This window comes from Halobellus captivus, from assembly GCF_003697845.1.
Classification (GTDB): Archaea; Halobacteriota; Halobacteria; order Halobacteriales; family Haloferacaceae; genus Halorubrum; species Halorubrum glutamatedens.
This window is the reverse complement of record NZ_RDQE01000005.1, coordinates 99,127-114,237: the sequence shown is the minus strand read 5'-3', so window position 1 is coordinate 114,237 and position 15,111 is coordinate 99,127. Positions and strand designations below refer to the sequence as shown.

Sequence of the window (15,111 nt, the reverse complement as noted above, 5' to 3'; positions counted from 1 at the left end):
TTTGATCCGGCGTCGCCGACCCTCCGTATGGGAACCATCGACGCGGACTTCTCCGGCGACACGGTCGTGGTCACGGGGGGATCGAGCGGTATCGGTCGCGCGGTCGCGACGGGGTTCGGCGACGCGGGCGCGACCGTGATCAACGCCGACGTCCGCGCAGTGCCGAAGGACGTCGACGCCGAGACGCCCACACACGAGGTCATCGAGGAGCGCGGCGGAACCGCCGAGTTCGTCGAGACCGACGTCTCCGATCCGGCACAGATCGAGGCGGTGATCGAGGCGGCCCGCGAGTTCGGCGGCGTCGACGTGATGGTGAACAACGCCGGCGTCCACCGAAGCGCCGAGTTTCTCGACGTCACGCCGGAGACGTTCGACTTCGTCCACGGCGTCAACCTCCGTGGCGCGTTCTTCGGGACGCAACTGGCCGCCAGGGACATGATCGACCGCGGCGTCGAGGGGGCGATCGTGAACACGTCGTCGACGACGGCCGAGCGCGCGGAGTGGAACCACTCCCACTACGCGACGACGAAGGGCGGGATCCGGATGCTCACGCGAAGTGCCGCACTCGAGCTCGACCGCCACGGGATCAGGGTGAACGCGGTCGCGCCGGGACCGATCGCCACCGAGATCCGCGAGGGCTGGTCCGAGGAGGCGGGCGAGATCGGGGAGAGCGAGGGGCTCCCGTCCCGAGCCGGGACGCCCGCGGACTTACGCGGCGCGTACCTCTATCTCGCCTCGACGGAGGCGAGCTACGTGACCGGCGAGACGGTGTTGGTCGACGGCGGCGCGAGTTTGTAGACTGGGGCTTTCGATCCCGGGCTACTGATAAACCTTGATATGACTCTCTCGTGAACTGTTCCGTATTCATGGACGACGATGCGGTAGCCGAATACGTGGAAGACGCTCGATCGACGATCGAGGCGGCACCGCAGATGGATGAAGCCAATACGAAGGCAGCGATTCTACAGAGTTTCCTGACGCTCCTCGATTGGAAAATCCCGGAGAATACTCAACTAGAGTACTCCGTCAAGGCGTTTGGCCGGACGTACAAGGTCGATTACGCGCTCGTTCTCGAGGGAACACCGGTCGCGTTCCTAGAAGCGAAAGGAGTCGATACACCGCTGAACGACGACCACGAGGAACAGTTGTCGTCGTACATGTCCAACAAGAACGTCAACTACGGTATCCTCACGAACGCGGAGAAGTATCGGTTCTTTCAGCGGCGGGTCACGGGATCCGAAGTCAGTGTCAGACGCGTCGGTACTGCCGACTTGGAGGCTCTCGAAGACCGATCGACGCTGCTAGAGGCATACACGAAAGACGACATCGAGTCGGGGGAGGGACGAGAAAAACTCGAACGAATAAACGAACTTCGGGAAGCTACGGAGAAACTCGAAACGCGGAAAGACGAACTCGCGAGAGAGTTAGTAGAAGTACTCATCGAGGAGGTTTCCGGATCGATCGCCTCGCTTGCCGAGTCGGAGTCCAAGGAACTCATCGACCGACTGGTCACGGAGATCGAACGCGAAATCGATAGCGGACAGAACGAACGTCGTGACCCGGAAGGGACGGAGACGCTACGAGACCATCATAGTGACCGAAACGACTCGACTGGTACCGAGTATCTGATCGCGTTTGCTAACGGAGACGATCTGATCGCCGAATTTCGTGGCGACCAGCAGGCAGAGACGTTCGTCGAAGCGGTCGATTACCTCGTGAGGGAGCATTCGATCGTCTCCAAGATCGGTGAATTCCCGTATATTCCCGGGCGAACACGGCCAATTCTACACGAAGGGGCATCGATCGATGGGATAGAGATGGTCCAGCCTCGCGAGATAACCGGTGGATACTACGTAGAGACGAATCTGAGTTCGGTTCAGAAGCGCCGGGAGATCGACCGACTGGTCGATCACTACGACTTCACCGTCGAATTTGACGGTGACTGGTGAATATAGCTCCTGTTGTGGTTCCCCTGTAACGTTCGAGGAATGCACCGGCCGGGATCCTCGCGAGCGAACGAAGTGAGCGAGCGGGGGTACGGGCGGAGCACGAACGAAGTGAGTGCACCGGCCGGGATTTGAACCGGAATCAGACGTGCTCGCTCACTTCGTTCGCTGCGCGCGACTGATAGGGTTCAAACTCGTCGGAGATTTCTCTCACTTCGTTCGAGAAATGCACCGGCCGGGATTTGAACCCGGGCCATGAGCTTGGAAGGCTCAGGTCCTACCACTAGACCACCGGTGCGCGTTTCTCGAAAAACGGTGCCGGAATAAGGAGTTTACCCTTTGGGCCGATGACGGCGACCCGGATCCGGTTCCGGAGTGTTCGATCGATCCGTTCCGTGGGATCCGCCGTCTCCCCGCGCGAATCTGGGACACGTCGAGCGGAGCTCCTCCAACGCCCGCCCCGCACAGTCCCGCCCCGCACCTCACGCCTCCCCAGCCTCGCGGTTCGCGCTCTCCGAGCGCTCACCGCGTCCCTCGCGGTCGGCTCGCGGGTGCTGACGCACCCGCTCACCGGCGCAGCGAGGCGCTACGCGCCTCTGGAAGCCGGCGACGGAGCCGCCGGCGACGCCACCGTCCAGGGTCCCTCGACGAGCGTCTAGCTCGGCCGATCCCGTTCGAAACCACCACGAACGATCGACGATCGCGGTTCGGGTTCGACCGCAGTGATCGGCCGTGGAATTCGACGGTTGCGAGTTCTCACGCCCTCGAAACGCTTACCAGCCGGTGGGAGTAGCCGCCGGAGTATAACTCGGTTCCGACGCAACGTCCACACGTGAGGTGACGCCCATGTCATACCAAACGGGGAATCCCCTGACGACGGACGTCGAGTTCGCGCTGGACGGCCCGTGGACGGCCTACTGGGTCGCGTTCCTGCGCGTCGCCACCGGCTGGTGGTTCTTCCACGCCGGCGTGACGAAACTCATCGAGGACGGGCTCGCGTACACCTACGGCCCGGCGTACATGCAGGAGATGACGGGCACGGCGCTCGGCCCCATCCCGGTCTGGATGGGGAACAACCTCGCGTGGCTCATCGAGCCCGGCGTCCCGCTGTTCGAGACGCTGATCGGGCTGGCGCTCATGGCGGGGGCGCTCACCCGCCTCGCCGCGTTCGGCGGGGTGATCTTCATGGTCCTGTTCTGGGTCGGCAACGCCGGCTTCGGCAACGGGGTGGTCAACGGCGACTTCATGGGCCTGCTGTTGTTCATGACGGTGATCGTGTTGGCCGCCGGCCGGTACTACGGACTCGACGCGGTCCTCGAGCGCACCGCGTTCGTCAAGCAACGCCCGAAGCTGCGGTACCTGCTCGGCTGAGAGGTGACATCCAATGACCGAACCAGACATCATCGACAGGGCGGCGATGGCACTGAGTGCCGGACTGATGCTCACGGGGATCGTCGTGCTCGGCGTGGTCGAGATCCTCGCCGGCCAACCCTACAGCCCGGTCCCGATAACCAACGACGCCGGCGAGGTCGTCGCGACTCCGCTCGTCGACCCGACGCTCCGGACGGGGCTCGTCCTCGCCGGTATCGCCGTGCTCGGCCTGTACGCGGCCTACAGGCTCGTGACGCCGATGCCGGAGGAAACGACGACGCGGAAGGAAGTGCCGGCCGACTGATCCGAACCGGGTCGGATCTCCGATCCCGTTTTCCGACGCTTCGACGGACGTCCCGAGCGACGCCTTCCGTGAGCCTGAAGGACGCCTTCTGCGACCTGAACGACGCCTCACGCGACCGGATCCGGCGCTCGGACGGTTCCGTAGCAGTTCCCGCTCGAGACCTCGACGTCGACGGCGACCAGGTCGCTCTCGGCGAGGTCCGCGGCGAACTCCTCTGGGTCGTATATGTGGAAGTACCGCGGGACCGTCTCGCCGCCGGGGAGCGTCCAGTCGACGGTCGTGTCGAACCCCTCCTCGCGGTCGAACCCGTCGTGAGCGGTGCTCCACGCGCTCACGAGCGCGACGCCGTCCGACCTGAGGACCCGAGCGAGTTCGTTCAGGCTCCGGACTCGCTCGGATCGCGGCGAGAGGTGGTGCAGCGTGGCGACGTACACCGCCAGATCGACCGCGTCCGCCCCGATCGGGAGGGCCGCGGCGTCGCCGTGGACGAACGTCGCCCGATCGTCGAACCCCCGGTCGCGCGCCCGACGACCCGCCTCCCGGAGCAGCCCTCGACTGAGGTCGACGCCGACCGTGACCGGCGCGTGATCGGCCAGGAGTTCGGTGTGGCGTCCGTTCCCGCAGCCGACGTCGAGCGCACGGTCGCCGGTCCGTCCCTCGAGGAACGCCTCGACCTCCGGCCAGGCGTACTCCCGCGTCTTCGAGAAGTGCCCGGCGATCCGGTCGTACGTCGACTGCGGGTCCATACTCGTCGGTCGAGCGCGAGGAATATAGCTCCGATGTCCTCGGTACCGCAGTCGGCTTCGGAAGTCTCCGATCTCCTCTCGCTCACGGACTCCCCATCGCCGCGAAGGCGACGAGCGTGAGAACGAGGAGGATCGCGGCGTGTTTCGCGCCGTCCCGGGCGGAGCCTTCGCCGAGCTGGCCGGCGACGATCCCCGAACACAGCGCCTGGATCGCCGCCGAGTGGAAGAACAGGCGCTCGTAGGCGTCCGCGTCGATGTCGCCGAGGCCGGCCGCGATCCCGCCGCCGGCTCCCGCTCCGACGCCGGTTCCGGACCCCGTGGCCGCCCCCGAGACCGACGCCCCCTCGACCGCGGGGATGAACGACACCGAGAGCGCGGCGATCACGCCGAGGAACACCAGAAACGAGATGTAGATGACGATGAGGTACGTCAACATCACTTGCCGCCGCTCGCGCCGGAGCGTCCACGTCGCCCGCGCCTCGTCGGCCGCGATCCGGAGCACCGGCGCGACGTCGCCGCTCGCATGCATCGCGTTCGTCACGAGCACGACCGCCCGCGACGTCATCGGCGAGGCGACCCGCCGTTCCATGCGGTGGAGCGCCGAGGTCACGTCGGCACCCCAGTCCATGTCCCGGCGGGTGCGCTCTAGGTCGACCGTCAGCGCTTCGAGGTCCGTTCCGGCCACGCGGCGGATGCTCGCCACGACGGAGGTCCCCGCCTCGTTGACGCTGGCGAGCCGATCGAGGAAGTCGGGTATCGCCCCCTCGATCCGGCGTACTCGGCGTTTTCTGACCTCGTAGACGACGGCATAGGTCGCGAGGACGAACGCGGACGCGGCCACGATCGGTGCGTCGATCCGTGCGACGAACTCGGTCGGACTCCCGGGGGACAGCGGATGGACGGCCGCGATGACCCCGAGGATCGCGACCGGAACGGCGACGGCGAGGACGGCCTCGGGCGACCGCAGGACGTGTTCGACCGGCGAGTTCGCCCACGCCCGGACCGAGCGGAACCGGTCGTAGGCTCGGAGCCGCTCGCGGCTCGCCTGCCACCCGTCGGAGACGATCCCCCCGTCCGAACGGGTGGACGCCGCCGTCGCCGCGGACCTGCTCGAGGATCGGTCGTCGCGATCGCCGCCGTGACCGGCACCGCGACCGTGCGGCGTCTCGGACGTCCGAACCTGCTCGGTGCCGCCGATCCCCTGCGTGATGCTGTCGACGTACACCGCGAATCCGAACGTCGCAAGCGGGATCGCGACGTAGACGACGACGCGCAGGAGCGGGAGCGTGTCCTCTAAGACGAGCCCGATCACGACGAGGATGGTGATGAAGAACAGCGGGCCGGCGACGAGGGTCGTGACGTACGCCTCCGCGAACGTCGAGAGCAGCTCGAGGTACTGCTCCTGTTTGGTCTCCGCCTCCTCCTGGTACCGCTCGTACTGGTCGTTGAGGAACGCCGACAGCGACCGACCGGTTCCGAGGACCGACGCGAGGTTCTCGGCGAACTCGGAGAGGTCGTCGCTCGGCGTCCGCCGCGCGGTGTGTCGGAGCGCGGTCAACACGTCGGTTCCGAACGCGTTCATCTCGCGGACCGCGACCGACAGCTCCGTGGCGGCTTCGCCGTACACCGCCTCGTTCTCGGCGAGCGTATCCATCACCCGGGGGAACGCCATTCCCGACCGCGAGAGCGCGTACACGAACGCCACGGTCCGCGGGAGGGTTGCGTCGATCCTCGCGGCGCGGGCGGTCGCCCGCTGGCTCAACAGCATCCAGCGGGCGTAGTACGCACCGACCGCGAGCGCCGCGCCCACGGTCGCCGACGCGACCACGAGGAGGACGAACAGCCCGGGGAGGCCGACCTCCGTCAGCCGCGTCACCCCGGCCAGGAAGGACAGCTGGGCCGGGAGGAGTTCGCTCAGGCCGTCGCCGCCGACCTCGAGCGCGGTCAGGGCCGCGGCGGCGAGGTACACGCCGCTCACGCTGCCGGCGACCCCGAGAACGCCGGCGTACAGCAGGGTTCGTGAGGCGTACTCCCGATGGGTTCCGCCGACGTGCGCGGCGCGCATCAGGTCGCGTTCGCGCCGTCTGCGGTCCCGCCCGGCGACGTAGTCGCCGAAGAGCGACAGCGCCAGTCTAGTGACCACCAGATCTGCCTTCGGAGACGCCCGTGACGCCGCGAGCGCGAGACAACAGGCGACGGCGACGACGAGCGGGAGATACGCGATCATCCGTCGCCGATCCCGTCTCGATCGGGGCCCTCGCCGTCTCCGTCGGAGAGATCGGGCCCCTCGCCGTCTCCGTCGGCGACGTCCGCCCGTTCCTCGAGTCGTTCCATCACCCGATCGGCGTCCGCGTAGTACTCGTTGACGAGCGCCGTGAACCGCTTGTATCCGTTCACGCCGAGCCGGGAGAGCAGTTCGAGGAACCGCTCGCGCCGGTCGACCTCCCGAAGCAGCTCGGACCGGTTCCAGCCCCGTTCCGTCTGTATCTCCTCGAGAAGTATCGAGTCGTTGCGGCGGAACTCGTCGGTCCCCGCGCGCCACTCGAACGCGGAGGAGTAGTCGAGCTCGCCGGTTCGCTGGTCGATCCCGCCGATCTCGCCGATCGTCTTCGCCCGCCGAACCCGCTGGTCCTCCGAGCGCGTCAGCGTCTGGACCGAGAGCATGTCGAGCGACTGGACCATCGCGCGTGGAACGTTGATCGGCTCGTTCTCGAGCCGGTTGATCACGGTCTCGATCGAGTCGGCGTGCATCGTCGAGAACGTGGTGTGTCCCGTGTTCATCGCCTGGAACAGCGTGATCGCCTCCTCGCCGCGGACCTCGCCGACGATGATGTACTCCGGACGGTGTCGGAGCGCCGACCGAAGCAGGTCGTACATGTCGATGTCGGTCCCCTCGTAGCGTCGCTCGCGGGTGACCGATGAGAGCCAGTTGTCGTGGTACAAGGAGAGCTCGCGGGTGTCCTCGATCGACAGCACCTTCGCCCGCGGCGGGATGAACATCGAGACCGCGTTCATCGAGGTGGTCTTCCCGGAGGCGGTCCCGCCCGCGAAGATGAGGCTCTTGTTGTGCTCGATACAGAGCCAGAAGTACGCCATCTGCTCGATCGAGAACGTCCCGTACTCGACGAGGTCGATCGGGGTGAACGGCTCGTCGGCGTACTGGCGGATGGTGAACGCCGACCCGCGCGGCGTCACCTCCTCGCCGAGCGCGAGTTCGGCGCGAGACCCGTCCGGGAGCGTGGTCTCCACCATCGGGTCGCCGACGGAGACGTGCCGGCCGGACTGCTGGGCGAGCCGGATGACGTAGTTGTCGAGCTCCGACTTCGGGAACGAGACGTTCGTCTCGATGTCGGTGTACTCGTCGTGATAGACGAAGATCGGGAGGTCGTACCCGTCACAGGAGACGTCCTCGATGTGGTCGTCGTTCAGGAGGGGGTCGACCTTCCCGAACCCGCGGAAGTCGCGGTAGAGGTAGTACGCGAGCGAGTGGAACGTGTCCATTCCCGCGTCGACGCCGTATCCCTCGAGCAACGACTCGAGCTCCGTCCGGAGCGTCTCCTCGTCGGTTCGACCGGTTCCCTCGCGGTAGAGGAGGGGGTCCCGGATGTCGTCGGCGACGCGGTCGAGCAGGTCACGCTCGAAGCCGTCGAGGTCGGGTTCGACCGCGTAGTAGCGATGTTCGCTCTCGATCTCTTCGTAGGTGATCACGACGTACGCGTACGGCGCGTTCACCCAGTAGCGGTCGACCTCGCGCTCGTCCGGCGGCACGGTGAACGAGGCGAGCGGGCCGTCCTCGCCCGGCCTGAACGGACGAACCGCGAGCTCCGACCCCTGGAGCATCTCCCACGTGCGCCGGAGTCGCTGCCGGAACGCCTCGACTGCGTCCCCGAACTCCTCCGCGCGAGCGTCCCCCGCCATTCTCTCGTCCCCGTATACACGGTGCCGCGGTTTAAAACGCACCCGTCGATTATCAGCGACGAGTTCGGCGGTTCGCGGTCGCCGAGCGGGGTCCGTCGGCCCGTGCTACGCACCGGGAAGCGCCCGTTACGTTGATACGGCATGACCGCTAAGTGTCGGACAGGAAATGCGGCGTGACTACTTCGAGTTGACCGTCGAGGGCGTCGGGGACGACGCCGGCGAGCCGACGACCCCGCGGGTCCGCATCGACTTTCACGGACCGGAGGGACTGCTACGCGACCGGCTCTCGAACGCGGACGGCGACCTGCTCTCCGCGGACGAGATCGACGTGGCCTTCCGGCTCCGCGAGCCGCTCGAGGTCGGCACCGCCGAGGGCGTCGTGGGCGTGACGAACCGGTTCACGGGCGACTTCGTCCTCGAACTCAACGAGACCGCCGACGACGTCCTCCCGTTCATCCGCGCCGCGCGAGAGTCCGTCGACGCCGGGGACGGCGACGACGCGCGCTACCGCGTCGACATCGACCTCGACGGCGATCGGCTCGTGAGCTACGACAAGGAGACGTTCCTCGTGTACGACCACGAGGGGAACCTCCTCCGGAGCGAGAGCCTGATCCCCTCGGGCGTCGAACTGTAGGTCGCTTCGTCCGCCGGTTCATCGGCCCGATGGTGCCTACTCGAACTCGAACGCGACCGCGTCACGGGGCGAGAGCCCGAACGCCTCCGACCCCCGGCCGTCGTTGACGTCGCACTCGACGTAGCCGTGGCTCCCCACCGTGACGAGCCGGTCGCCGACGGGCACGTCCGCGAACGTCTCGCCGATCGGGACCGACTCGCCGTTCACGCTTACCCGCTCGCGACCGCGAACGTACTCTCCGGGAACGTTGGTGATCGCGTTCCCGAAGTCGTCGACGACGACCACTTCTCCCTCGACGACCACCTCCCCCTCGATGGCGACGGGCTCCACGTCGAGATCGGTATCCGTGGCGGCTCCGTCGCCCTCCTCGCCCTTCCGGATCGTCGGTTCGGGGATCTCGACGTCGACGTAGTCGTCCGTTCGGTCCAACCAGTCGGCGTCGTCGAGGGTCCGACGGACCGTCCGGGCGGTGACGGTCGACGCGTCCGACCCGTCGAGTTCGTCGACGATCGTCTCCCGGAGGTCCGCGGCCGCGGGCGCGAAGACGTCGCGCCCGTGGAACGTCGAACTCGCCGGGTCGAAGCCGTCGATCCGGTACACGTCGACGTCCCCGTCGTCCCTCCCATCCTCCTCGGTCTCACCGTCCCCGTTCCCTCCGGCGGCGGCCAGCGCCCGCGCCGGCGGCAGCGCGAGCCCGTTGTCGGGAGCGACGATCGCGTGTGCCCCGGCGCGAACGGCGAGCGCGGCGCGGTCGGTCCCGACGCCCGGGTCGACGACGGCACAGTGGACCGCCGGCGGGAACTCCGGGAGGACGAACCGTAGCCAGAAGGCGGCCGCCAGGGGATCTCCCCGCGGGAGATCGTGATCCACGTCGAGTATCTCGGCGTCGCTCCGTCGACGGACGACGCCCTTCATCGCCGCCGGATACGGCGAGCCGAAGTCGGACGCGAGCGTGAGGGGGAACCTCCCCGGGGCGGTCCGAGTCACTCGCCACCCGTCGCGTCGGTCTCGGCGATGCGTCGGATCCGCTCGACGCCGTCCACTTCCTCTATCACTTCGACGACGGCCTCGGGGACGAGTTCGACCCAGTCGCGGCCGCGGACCATTCGCTCGCGGAGCTCCGCGCCCTCGAGGACCTCCCGCCGGAACATCGGCGATCCCTTGACCTCGACGCCGGCCTCCTCGAAGAGCCGGACGACGAGCGGGTTGTTCGAGTACGCCACGTCGAACCGCGGGGTCATGCTCCGGACGTGGCTCACCCACACCGAGTTTCGGTCGAGGTCCTCGATGGGGACGACGTAGGTGGTGACGTCGAGGTCCTCGACGGCCTTCGTGACCATCATCACGCGCTCTCCCGCGGTGAACGGGTTGCGGGTCGTGTGCGAGTCGCCGGCGGAACCGATCCCCAACACCAGCTCGTCGACCTCCTCGGCTATCTCCTCGACCATGTGTCGGTGGCCGTCGTGAAACGGCTGGTACCGCCCGATGTAAAAGCCCCGCATGGATACACGATGCGACGGCTGGATTTATAAACCTCGTGGGACCGGAACGCCGACGTATACGGGCGTTATATGCCGATATCGGCGGTCTAACGCGTTGGGGAGCGATGGTCGCGGGGAGAAAGTATATCAGTAGCCGACCCTTCCGTCCCGATAACGGATACCGATTCTATGAGCAACGAGAAGGACACGAACGACCCGCCGGAGGAGGACGCCGCGCCCCCCGACGACTCCGCGCCCGACGGGGCGGGCGAGGACGTCCGAAGTCCGTCCGGGAACGGCGAGGACGCCCCCGACGAGGAGCGTCGGGGCCGCTCCGGAGACGAGGCGGACCACACGGAACCCATCGACGACGGGTTCCGAGAGCCCGAGGTCGCTCCGGTCACGGGAGACGACCCGGCCGACGGGAGCGAACCCGAGGACGATCTCGAGAACGACGACCTCGAGAACGACGACCTCGGAAAGGGCGATCTCGAGAACGGTGACCGCGAGGACGACCAGGCGATCGTTCCCGGCGACGGGGGGATCGACTCCGAAGACGGCGGGATAGACGACCTCGGGAGCACCGTCGAGGTCGAGGGTGCGGAGATCGATGAGGACCCCGACGAGGACGACCTGCTCGGGGGACTCAAGATCGACACCACCGCGGAGATATCCATCCCCGACCGGCTCGTCGACCAGGTGATCGGCCAGGAGCACGCCCGCGACGTGATCATCAAGGCGGCCAAACAGCGCCGTCACGTGATGATGATCGGCTCGCCCGGGACCGGGAAGTCGATGCTCGCGAAGGCGATGTCCGAGCTCCTCCCCAAGGAGGAGCTCCAGGACGTCCTGGTGTACCACAACCCCGACGACGGCAACAAGCCGAAGGTCCGGACCGTCCCGGCCGGCAAGGGCGAACAGATCGTCGACGCACACAAGGAGGAGGCCCGCAAGCGCAACCAGATGCGGTCGCTCCTCATGTGGATCATCATCGCCGTCGTGCTGGGCTACGCGCTAATCATCGTCGGCCAGATCCTCGTCGGCATCATCGCCGCCGGGGTCGTCTACCTCGTCTTCCGCTATCTCAACCGCGGCTCCGACGCGATGATCCCGAACCTGCTCGTGAACAACGCGGACACGAAGTCCGCGCCGTTCCGTGACTCGACGGGCGCACACGCCGGCGCGCTGCTCGGCGACGTCCGGCACGACCCGTTCCAGTCCGGCGGGATGGAGACGCCGAGCCACGACCGCGTCGAGGCCGGCGCGATCCACAAGGCGAACAAGGGCGTGCTGTTCATCGACGAGATCAACACGCTCGACATCCGCTCACAGCAGCACCTCATGACGGCGATCCAGGAGGGCGAGTTCTCGATCACGGGCCAGTCCGAGCGCTCCTCGGGCGCGATGGTCCAGACGGAGCCCGTCCCGACGGACTTCGTCATGATCGCGGCCGGGAACCTCGACGCGATGGAGAACATGCACCCGGCGCTGCGGAGCCGTATCAAGGGGTACGGCTACGAGGTGTACATGGAGGACACCATCGAGGACACCCCGAAGATGCGCCGGCAGTACGTGCGCTTCATCGCCCAGGAGGTCACGAAGGACGGCCGTCTGCCGGAGTTCACGGCCGAGGCGATCGAGGAGGTCATCCTCGAGGCGAAGCGGCGCTCCGGCCGGAAGGGACACCTGACGCTTCACTTCCGGAACCTCGGCGGGCTCGTCCGGGTCGCCGGCGACATCGCCCGCGGCGAGGACGCCGACTTCACCACCCGCGAGCACGTGTTACAGGCCAAAGGGCGGTCCCGCTCCATCGAACAGCAGCTCGCCGACGACTTCATCGAGCGCCGGAAGGACTACGAGCTCCAGGTCTCCGACGGCTACGTCGTCGGCCGCGTCAACGGCCTCGCCGTGATGGGCGAGGACTCCGGGATCATGCTCCCGGTGATGGCCGAGGTCGCGCCCTCGCAGGGGCCGGGCGAGGTCATCGCCACGGGTCAGCTGAAGGAGATGGCCCAGGAGTCGGTCTCGAACGTCTCGGCGATCATCAAGAAGTTCTCCGACGAGAACATCTCGGAGATGGACATCCACATCCAGTTCGTCCAGGCGGGCCAGCAGGGCGTCGACGGGGACAGCGCGTCGATCACCGTCGCGACCGCGGTGATCAGCGCGCTGGAGAACGTCGGCGTCGACCAGAGCCTCGCGATGACCGGCTCGCTTTCGGTCCGCGGCGACGTGCTTCCGGTCGGCGGCGTCACCCACAAGATCGAGGCGGCCGCGAAGGCCGGCTGTACTCGGGTGATCATCCCGCAGGCGAACGAGCAGGACGTGATGATCGAGGAGGAGTACGAGGACATGATCGAGGTCATCCCGGTGAGCCACATCAGCGAGGTGCTCGACATCGCGCTGGAGGGCGAAGCCGAGAAGGACTCGCTCGTCTCCCGGCTCAAGTCGATCACCGGCTCGGCGCTCAAGGACCAGGGCGTCTCCGGGCCCTCCAGTCCGAGCCCGCAGTAGTCGGTCGTCGCCGGCGGGTCCCGCGTCGCGGTCGACGGTTCCGCGGTCCATCCGTCGTCGGCCCCTGCCGGTCCCGCCCCTTTTTGTACGGTCGAGGACGTACGAACCGTCATGACCGGAAAGCCGACGGTCGGCGAGTACATGACTCGGGACGTCGAGACGGTCAGCCCCGACGACACCGTGGCGGCCGTCGCGAAGCGGATGGTCGAGACGGCCGGTCACAAGGGATTTCCCGTCACGCAGGGGCGAACCGTCGAGGGGTTCGTCTCGGCGGGTGACCTGCTCCTGGCCGACGACGACGCCCCGGTGTTCACGGTGATGTCCGAGGACCTGATCGTCGCCCATCCCGACATGAAGGTCACCGACGCCGCCCGCGTGATCCTGCGGTCGGGGATCCAGAAGCTCCCGGTCGTCGACGACGCCGACAACCTCGTCGGGATCATCTCGAACGCGGACGTCGTTCGCTCACAGATCGAGCGGGCGACTCCCGGGAAGGTCGGCAAGCTGATGCGAACGCTCGAGCAGATCCACGGCGTCGAACTCGATGAGGAGCGCCGTGAAGTCCGCCTCGAGGACCTCACGCCCACGCAGGCGCGGGTGTACGCCGACGAACTGGAGGGCAGACAGTACGAGCTCGAGCGGGGACTTGCCGAGCCGCTCGTCGTCATCGACAACGGCGGCGTCCTCCACCTCGCGGACGGACACCACCGCGTGATGGCCGCCCACGAGATGGGGATCGAGTCGATGGACGCGTACGTCATCGTCACGAGGACCCCGGTGGACCTCGGGATGGCCAAGACCGCGAAGAAGGAGGGATTGGAGTCGATACGCGACATCGACGTGGTGGATTACGCGCGCCACCCGCTCGTCGAGACGACGAAGCGGCTCCAGTGACGGCGACGCGGCTCCGTCGACGTCGAGGGTGACTCACGACGGCGACGCGGCTCCGATGACCGGCTCCGGGAGCTTTTTCGAGCCCGGTGACGACTCGACACCATGTCCGAGTATTCGGTGCGCGCGGAGTGGGAACGGCTCTCGGCGGTCAGGGTGCACACGCCCGGGCTCGAGCTGTGGTCCGGAAGCCTCGCGCCCGAGGCGAACCTGTTCGAGGACCACGTCCCTCCCGAACAGGCGCGACGCGAGCACGAACAGCTCGTCGAGACGCTGGCGTCGACCCACGTCGAGGTCCACCGTCTCGCCGACGACCTCGCGGCCGGGGACGCGCTCGACGACCTGACGCGGGACGTCCTCGAGGACGGCGGCGTCGACCGGGTCGACGACGTGCTCTCGACGTTCTCGCCCCGAGAGAAGCTCCAGGTCGTCCTCTCCCGGCCGAGTCTCACGCCGGAGACGACGGCGGACGGCGGGACCGACGGGGCGTCGATGACGCTCGACGCGCCGATCTCCAACGTCTACTTCCAGCGGGACACGACGATCGTCGGGGACCAGGGGCCGATCCTCTGTCACATGTCGAAGCCGATCCGGCGGCGCGAGGAGCCGATCGTGAAACGTGCCTGGGAGGCCATCGGGGCGGAACCGTGCTACGAGATGACGGGCGAGCCGCTGGAGGGCGGCGAGTTCATGCCCGCCGGCGAGTTCGCGCTGCTCGGCGTCTCCGCCGAGGTCGACGGCGAGGAGCACGTCATCCGGACCAGTTACGAGGCCGGCGAGCGCCTCATGCGCGAGGGCGCGGTCTCGTACGACGAGTTCGGACTGGTACGTGCCCCGCTGGAGGCGGACCGGCGACTGCGGCGGGATCGCGGGCTCGGCTCCCGAGTCATGCACCTGCTCGGCTGGTTCAACATCGCCGCCGAGGGGCTGGCCGTGCTCGACGCCGACCTGGCCGAGGCGGCCGAGGTCGACGTCTACCGCAAGGACGGTGACGTCTACGAACACAGCCACGCGACCTCGACGCTGGAGTACGTACGCGACGAGAAGGGGTTCGACGTGATCGACGTCGCCGACGGCGAGCGGTGGCCGACCAACTTCCTCGCGATCGACGACGGCACCGTGATCCCGCTCTACGAACCCGACGAGGAGGGGACGTATCGACCCGAGGACAACCCGACCATCGAGGCGCTCCGCGACCGGGGAGTGGAGGTCCTCCCCGACGGCGTCGGGATCCCGCGGGCGGCGCTCACGAACGGAGCCGGCGGCCTCCACTGTATGACGACGCCGATCGCGCGAGAGTAGCCGG

The 15,111-nt window shown here is 67.4% G+C and carries 13 protein-coding genes and 1 tRNA gene; 8 read left to right on the top strand and 6 right to left on the bottom strand.

The features are described 5' to 3' along the window. Positions 1-27: 27 nt before the first annotated feature. Both EAO78_RS07370 and EAO78_RS07365 read left to right on the top strand, forming a co-directional pair. Positions 28-798 (top strand): SDR family NAD(P)-dependent oxidoreductase, encoded by a 771-nt coding sequence (locus tag EAO78_RS07370; protein WP_122105209.1) that lies wholly within the window; start codon positions 28-30, stop codon positions 796-798. 68 nt (positions 799-866) lie between these two features. Then, complete coding sequence (locus EAO78_RS07365) at positions 867-1,949, top strand: type I restriction endonuclease (protein ID WP_122105208.1); 1,083 nt, start codon at positions 867-869, stop codon at positions 1,947-1,949. 224 nt (positions 1,950-2,173) lie between these two features. On the opposite strand, the gene EAO78_RS07360 is transcribed toward EAO78_RS07365, so the two are convergent. Further along, positions 2,174-2,244: transfer RNA gene (locus tag EAO78_RS07360), tRNA-Gly, on the bottom strand. A 548-nt stretch (positions 2,245-2,792) separates the two neighbouring features. On the opposite strand from EAO78_RS07360, the gene EAO78_RS07355 reads away from it, so the two are divergent. Further along, complete coding sequence (locus EAO78_RS07355; RefSeq protein ID WP_122105207.1) at positions 2,793-3,317, top strand: DoxX family protein; 525 nt, start codon at positions 2,793-2,795, stop codon at positions 3,315-3,317. A gap of 13 nt (positions 3,318-3,330) precedes the next feature. After that, positions 3,331-3,621: a hypothetical protein gene (locus tag EAO78_RS07350; protein WP_122105206.1), complete on the top strand. Its 291-nt coding sequence runs from the start codon at positions 3,331-3,333 to the stop codon at positions 3,619-3,621. A gap of 107 nt (positions 3,622-3,728) precedes the next feature. Here the strand turns inward: EAO78_RS07350 and EAO78_RS07345 are convergent, their stop codons facing one another. The 3 genes from EAO78_RS07345 to EAO78_RS07335 all read right to left on the bottom strand — a co-directional run bounded on the left by EAO78_RS07345 (position 3,729) and on the right by EAO78_RS07335 (position 8,285). Beyond that, positions 3,729-4,367: a class I SAM-dependent methyltransferase gene (locus tag EAO78_RS07345; protein ID WP_122105205.1), complete on the bottom strand. Its 639-nt coding sequence runs from the start codon at positions 4,365-4,367 to the stop codon at positions 3,729-3,731. A gap of 82 nt (positions 4,368-4,449) precedes the next feature. After that, on the bottom strand, positions 4,450-6,594 hold the full coding sequence (locus EAO78_RS07340; protein ID WP_122105204.1) for a type II secretion system F family protein: 2,145 nt from the start codon (positions 6,592-6,594) through the stop codon (positions 4,450-4,452). Continuing rightward, positions 6,591-8,285: a type II/IV secretion system ATPase subunit gene (locus EAO78_RS07335; protein ID WP_122105203.1), complete on the bottom strand. Its 1,695-nt coding sequence runs from the start codon at positions 8,283-8,285 to the stop codon at positions 6,591-6,593. Before EAO78_RS07335 ends, EAO78_RS07340 begins: the two co-directional genes overlap by 4 nt. Before the next feature lie 166 nt (positions 8,286-8,451). Between EAO78_RS07335 and EAO78_RS07330 the strand changes: the two genes are divergently transcribed. Further along, positions 8,452-8,919, top strand: a complete 468-nt coding sequence (locus EAO78_RS07330; protein ID WP_122105202.1) for a DUF5793 family protein — start codon at positions 8,452-8,454, stop codon at positions 8,917-8,919. 36 nt (positions 8,920-8,955) lie between these two features. Here the strand turns inward: EAO78_RS07330 and EAO78_RS07325 are convergent, their stop codons facing one another. Together EAO78_RS07325 and EAO78_RS07320 are read right to left on the bottom strand one after the other, a co-directional pair. After that, positions 8,956-9,906: an SAM hydrolase/SAM-dependent halogenase family protein gene (locus EAO78_RS07325; RefSeq protein ID WP_275263150.1), complete on the bottom strand. Its 951-nt coding sequence runs from the start codon at positions 9,904-9,906 to the stop codon at positions 8,956-8,958. Then, the gene (locus EAO78_RS07320; RefSeq protein WP_122105201.1) at positions 9,903-10,421 is read right to left on the bottom strand and encodes a nicotinamide-nucleotide adenylyltransferase; all 519 of its coding nucleotides are present in this window, start codon (positions 10,419-10,421) and stop codon (positions 9,903-9,905) included. Before EAO78_RS07320 ends, EAO78_RS07325 begins: the two co-directional genes overlap by 4 nt. Before the next feature lie 168 nt (positions 10,422-10,589). Here EAO78_RS07320 and lonB point away from each other — a divergent pair, with 168 nt between their 5' ends. The 3 genes from lonB (at position 10,590) to EAO78_RS07305 (ending at position 15,107) form a co-directional block, all read left to right on the top strand. Beyond that, positions 10,590-12,914: an ATP-dependent protease LonB gene (lonB, locus tag EAO78_RS07315; protein WP_122105200.1), complete on the top strand. Its 2,325-nt coding sequence runs from the start codon at positions 10,590-10,592 to the stop codon at positions 12,912-12,914. A gap of 111 nt (positions 12,915-13,025) precedes the next feature. Continuing rightward, entirely contained in the window at positions 13,026-13,808 is a 783-nt protein-coding gene (locus EAO78_RS07310) for a CBS domain-containing protein (protein ID WP_122105199.1), read from the top strand. Positions 13,809-13,910: 102 nt separating this feature from the next. Beyond that, positions 13,911-15,107: an arginine deiminase family protein gene (locus EAO78_RS07305; RefSeq protein WP_122105198.1), complete on the top strand. Its 1,197-nt coding sequence runs from the start codon at positions 13,911-13,913 to the stop codon at positions 15,105-15,107. Positions 15,108-15,111 lie beyond the last annotated feature (4 nt).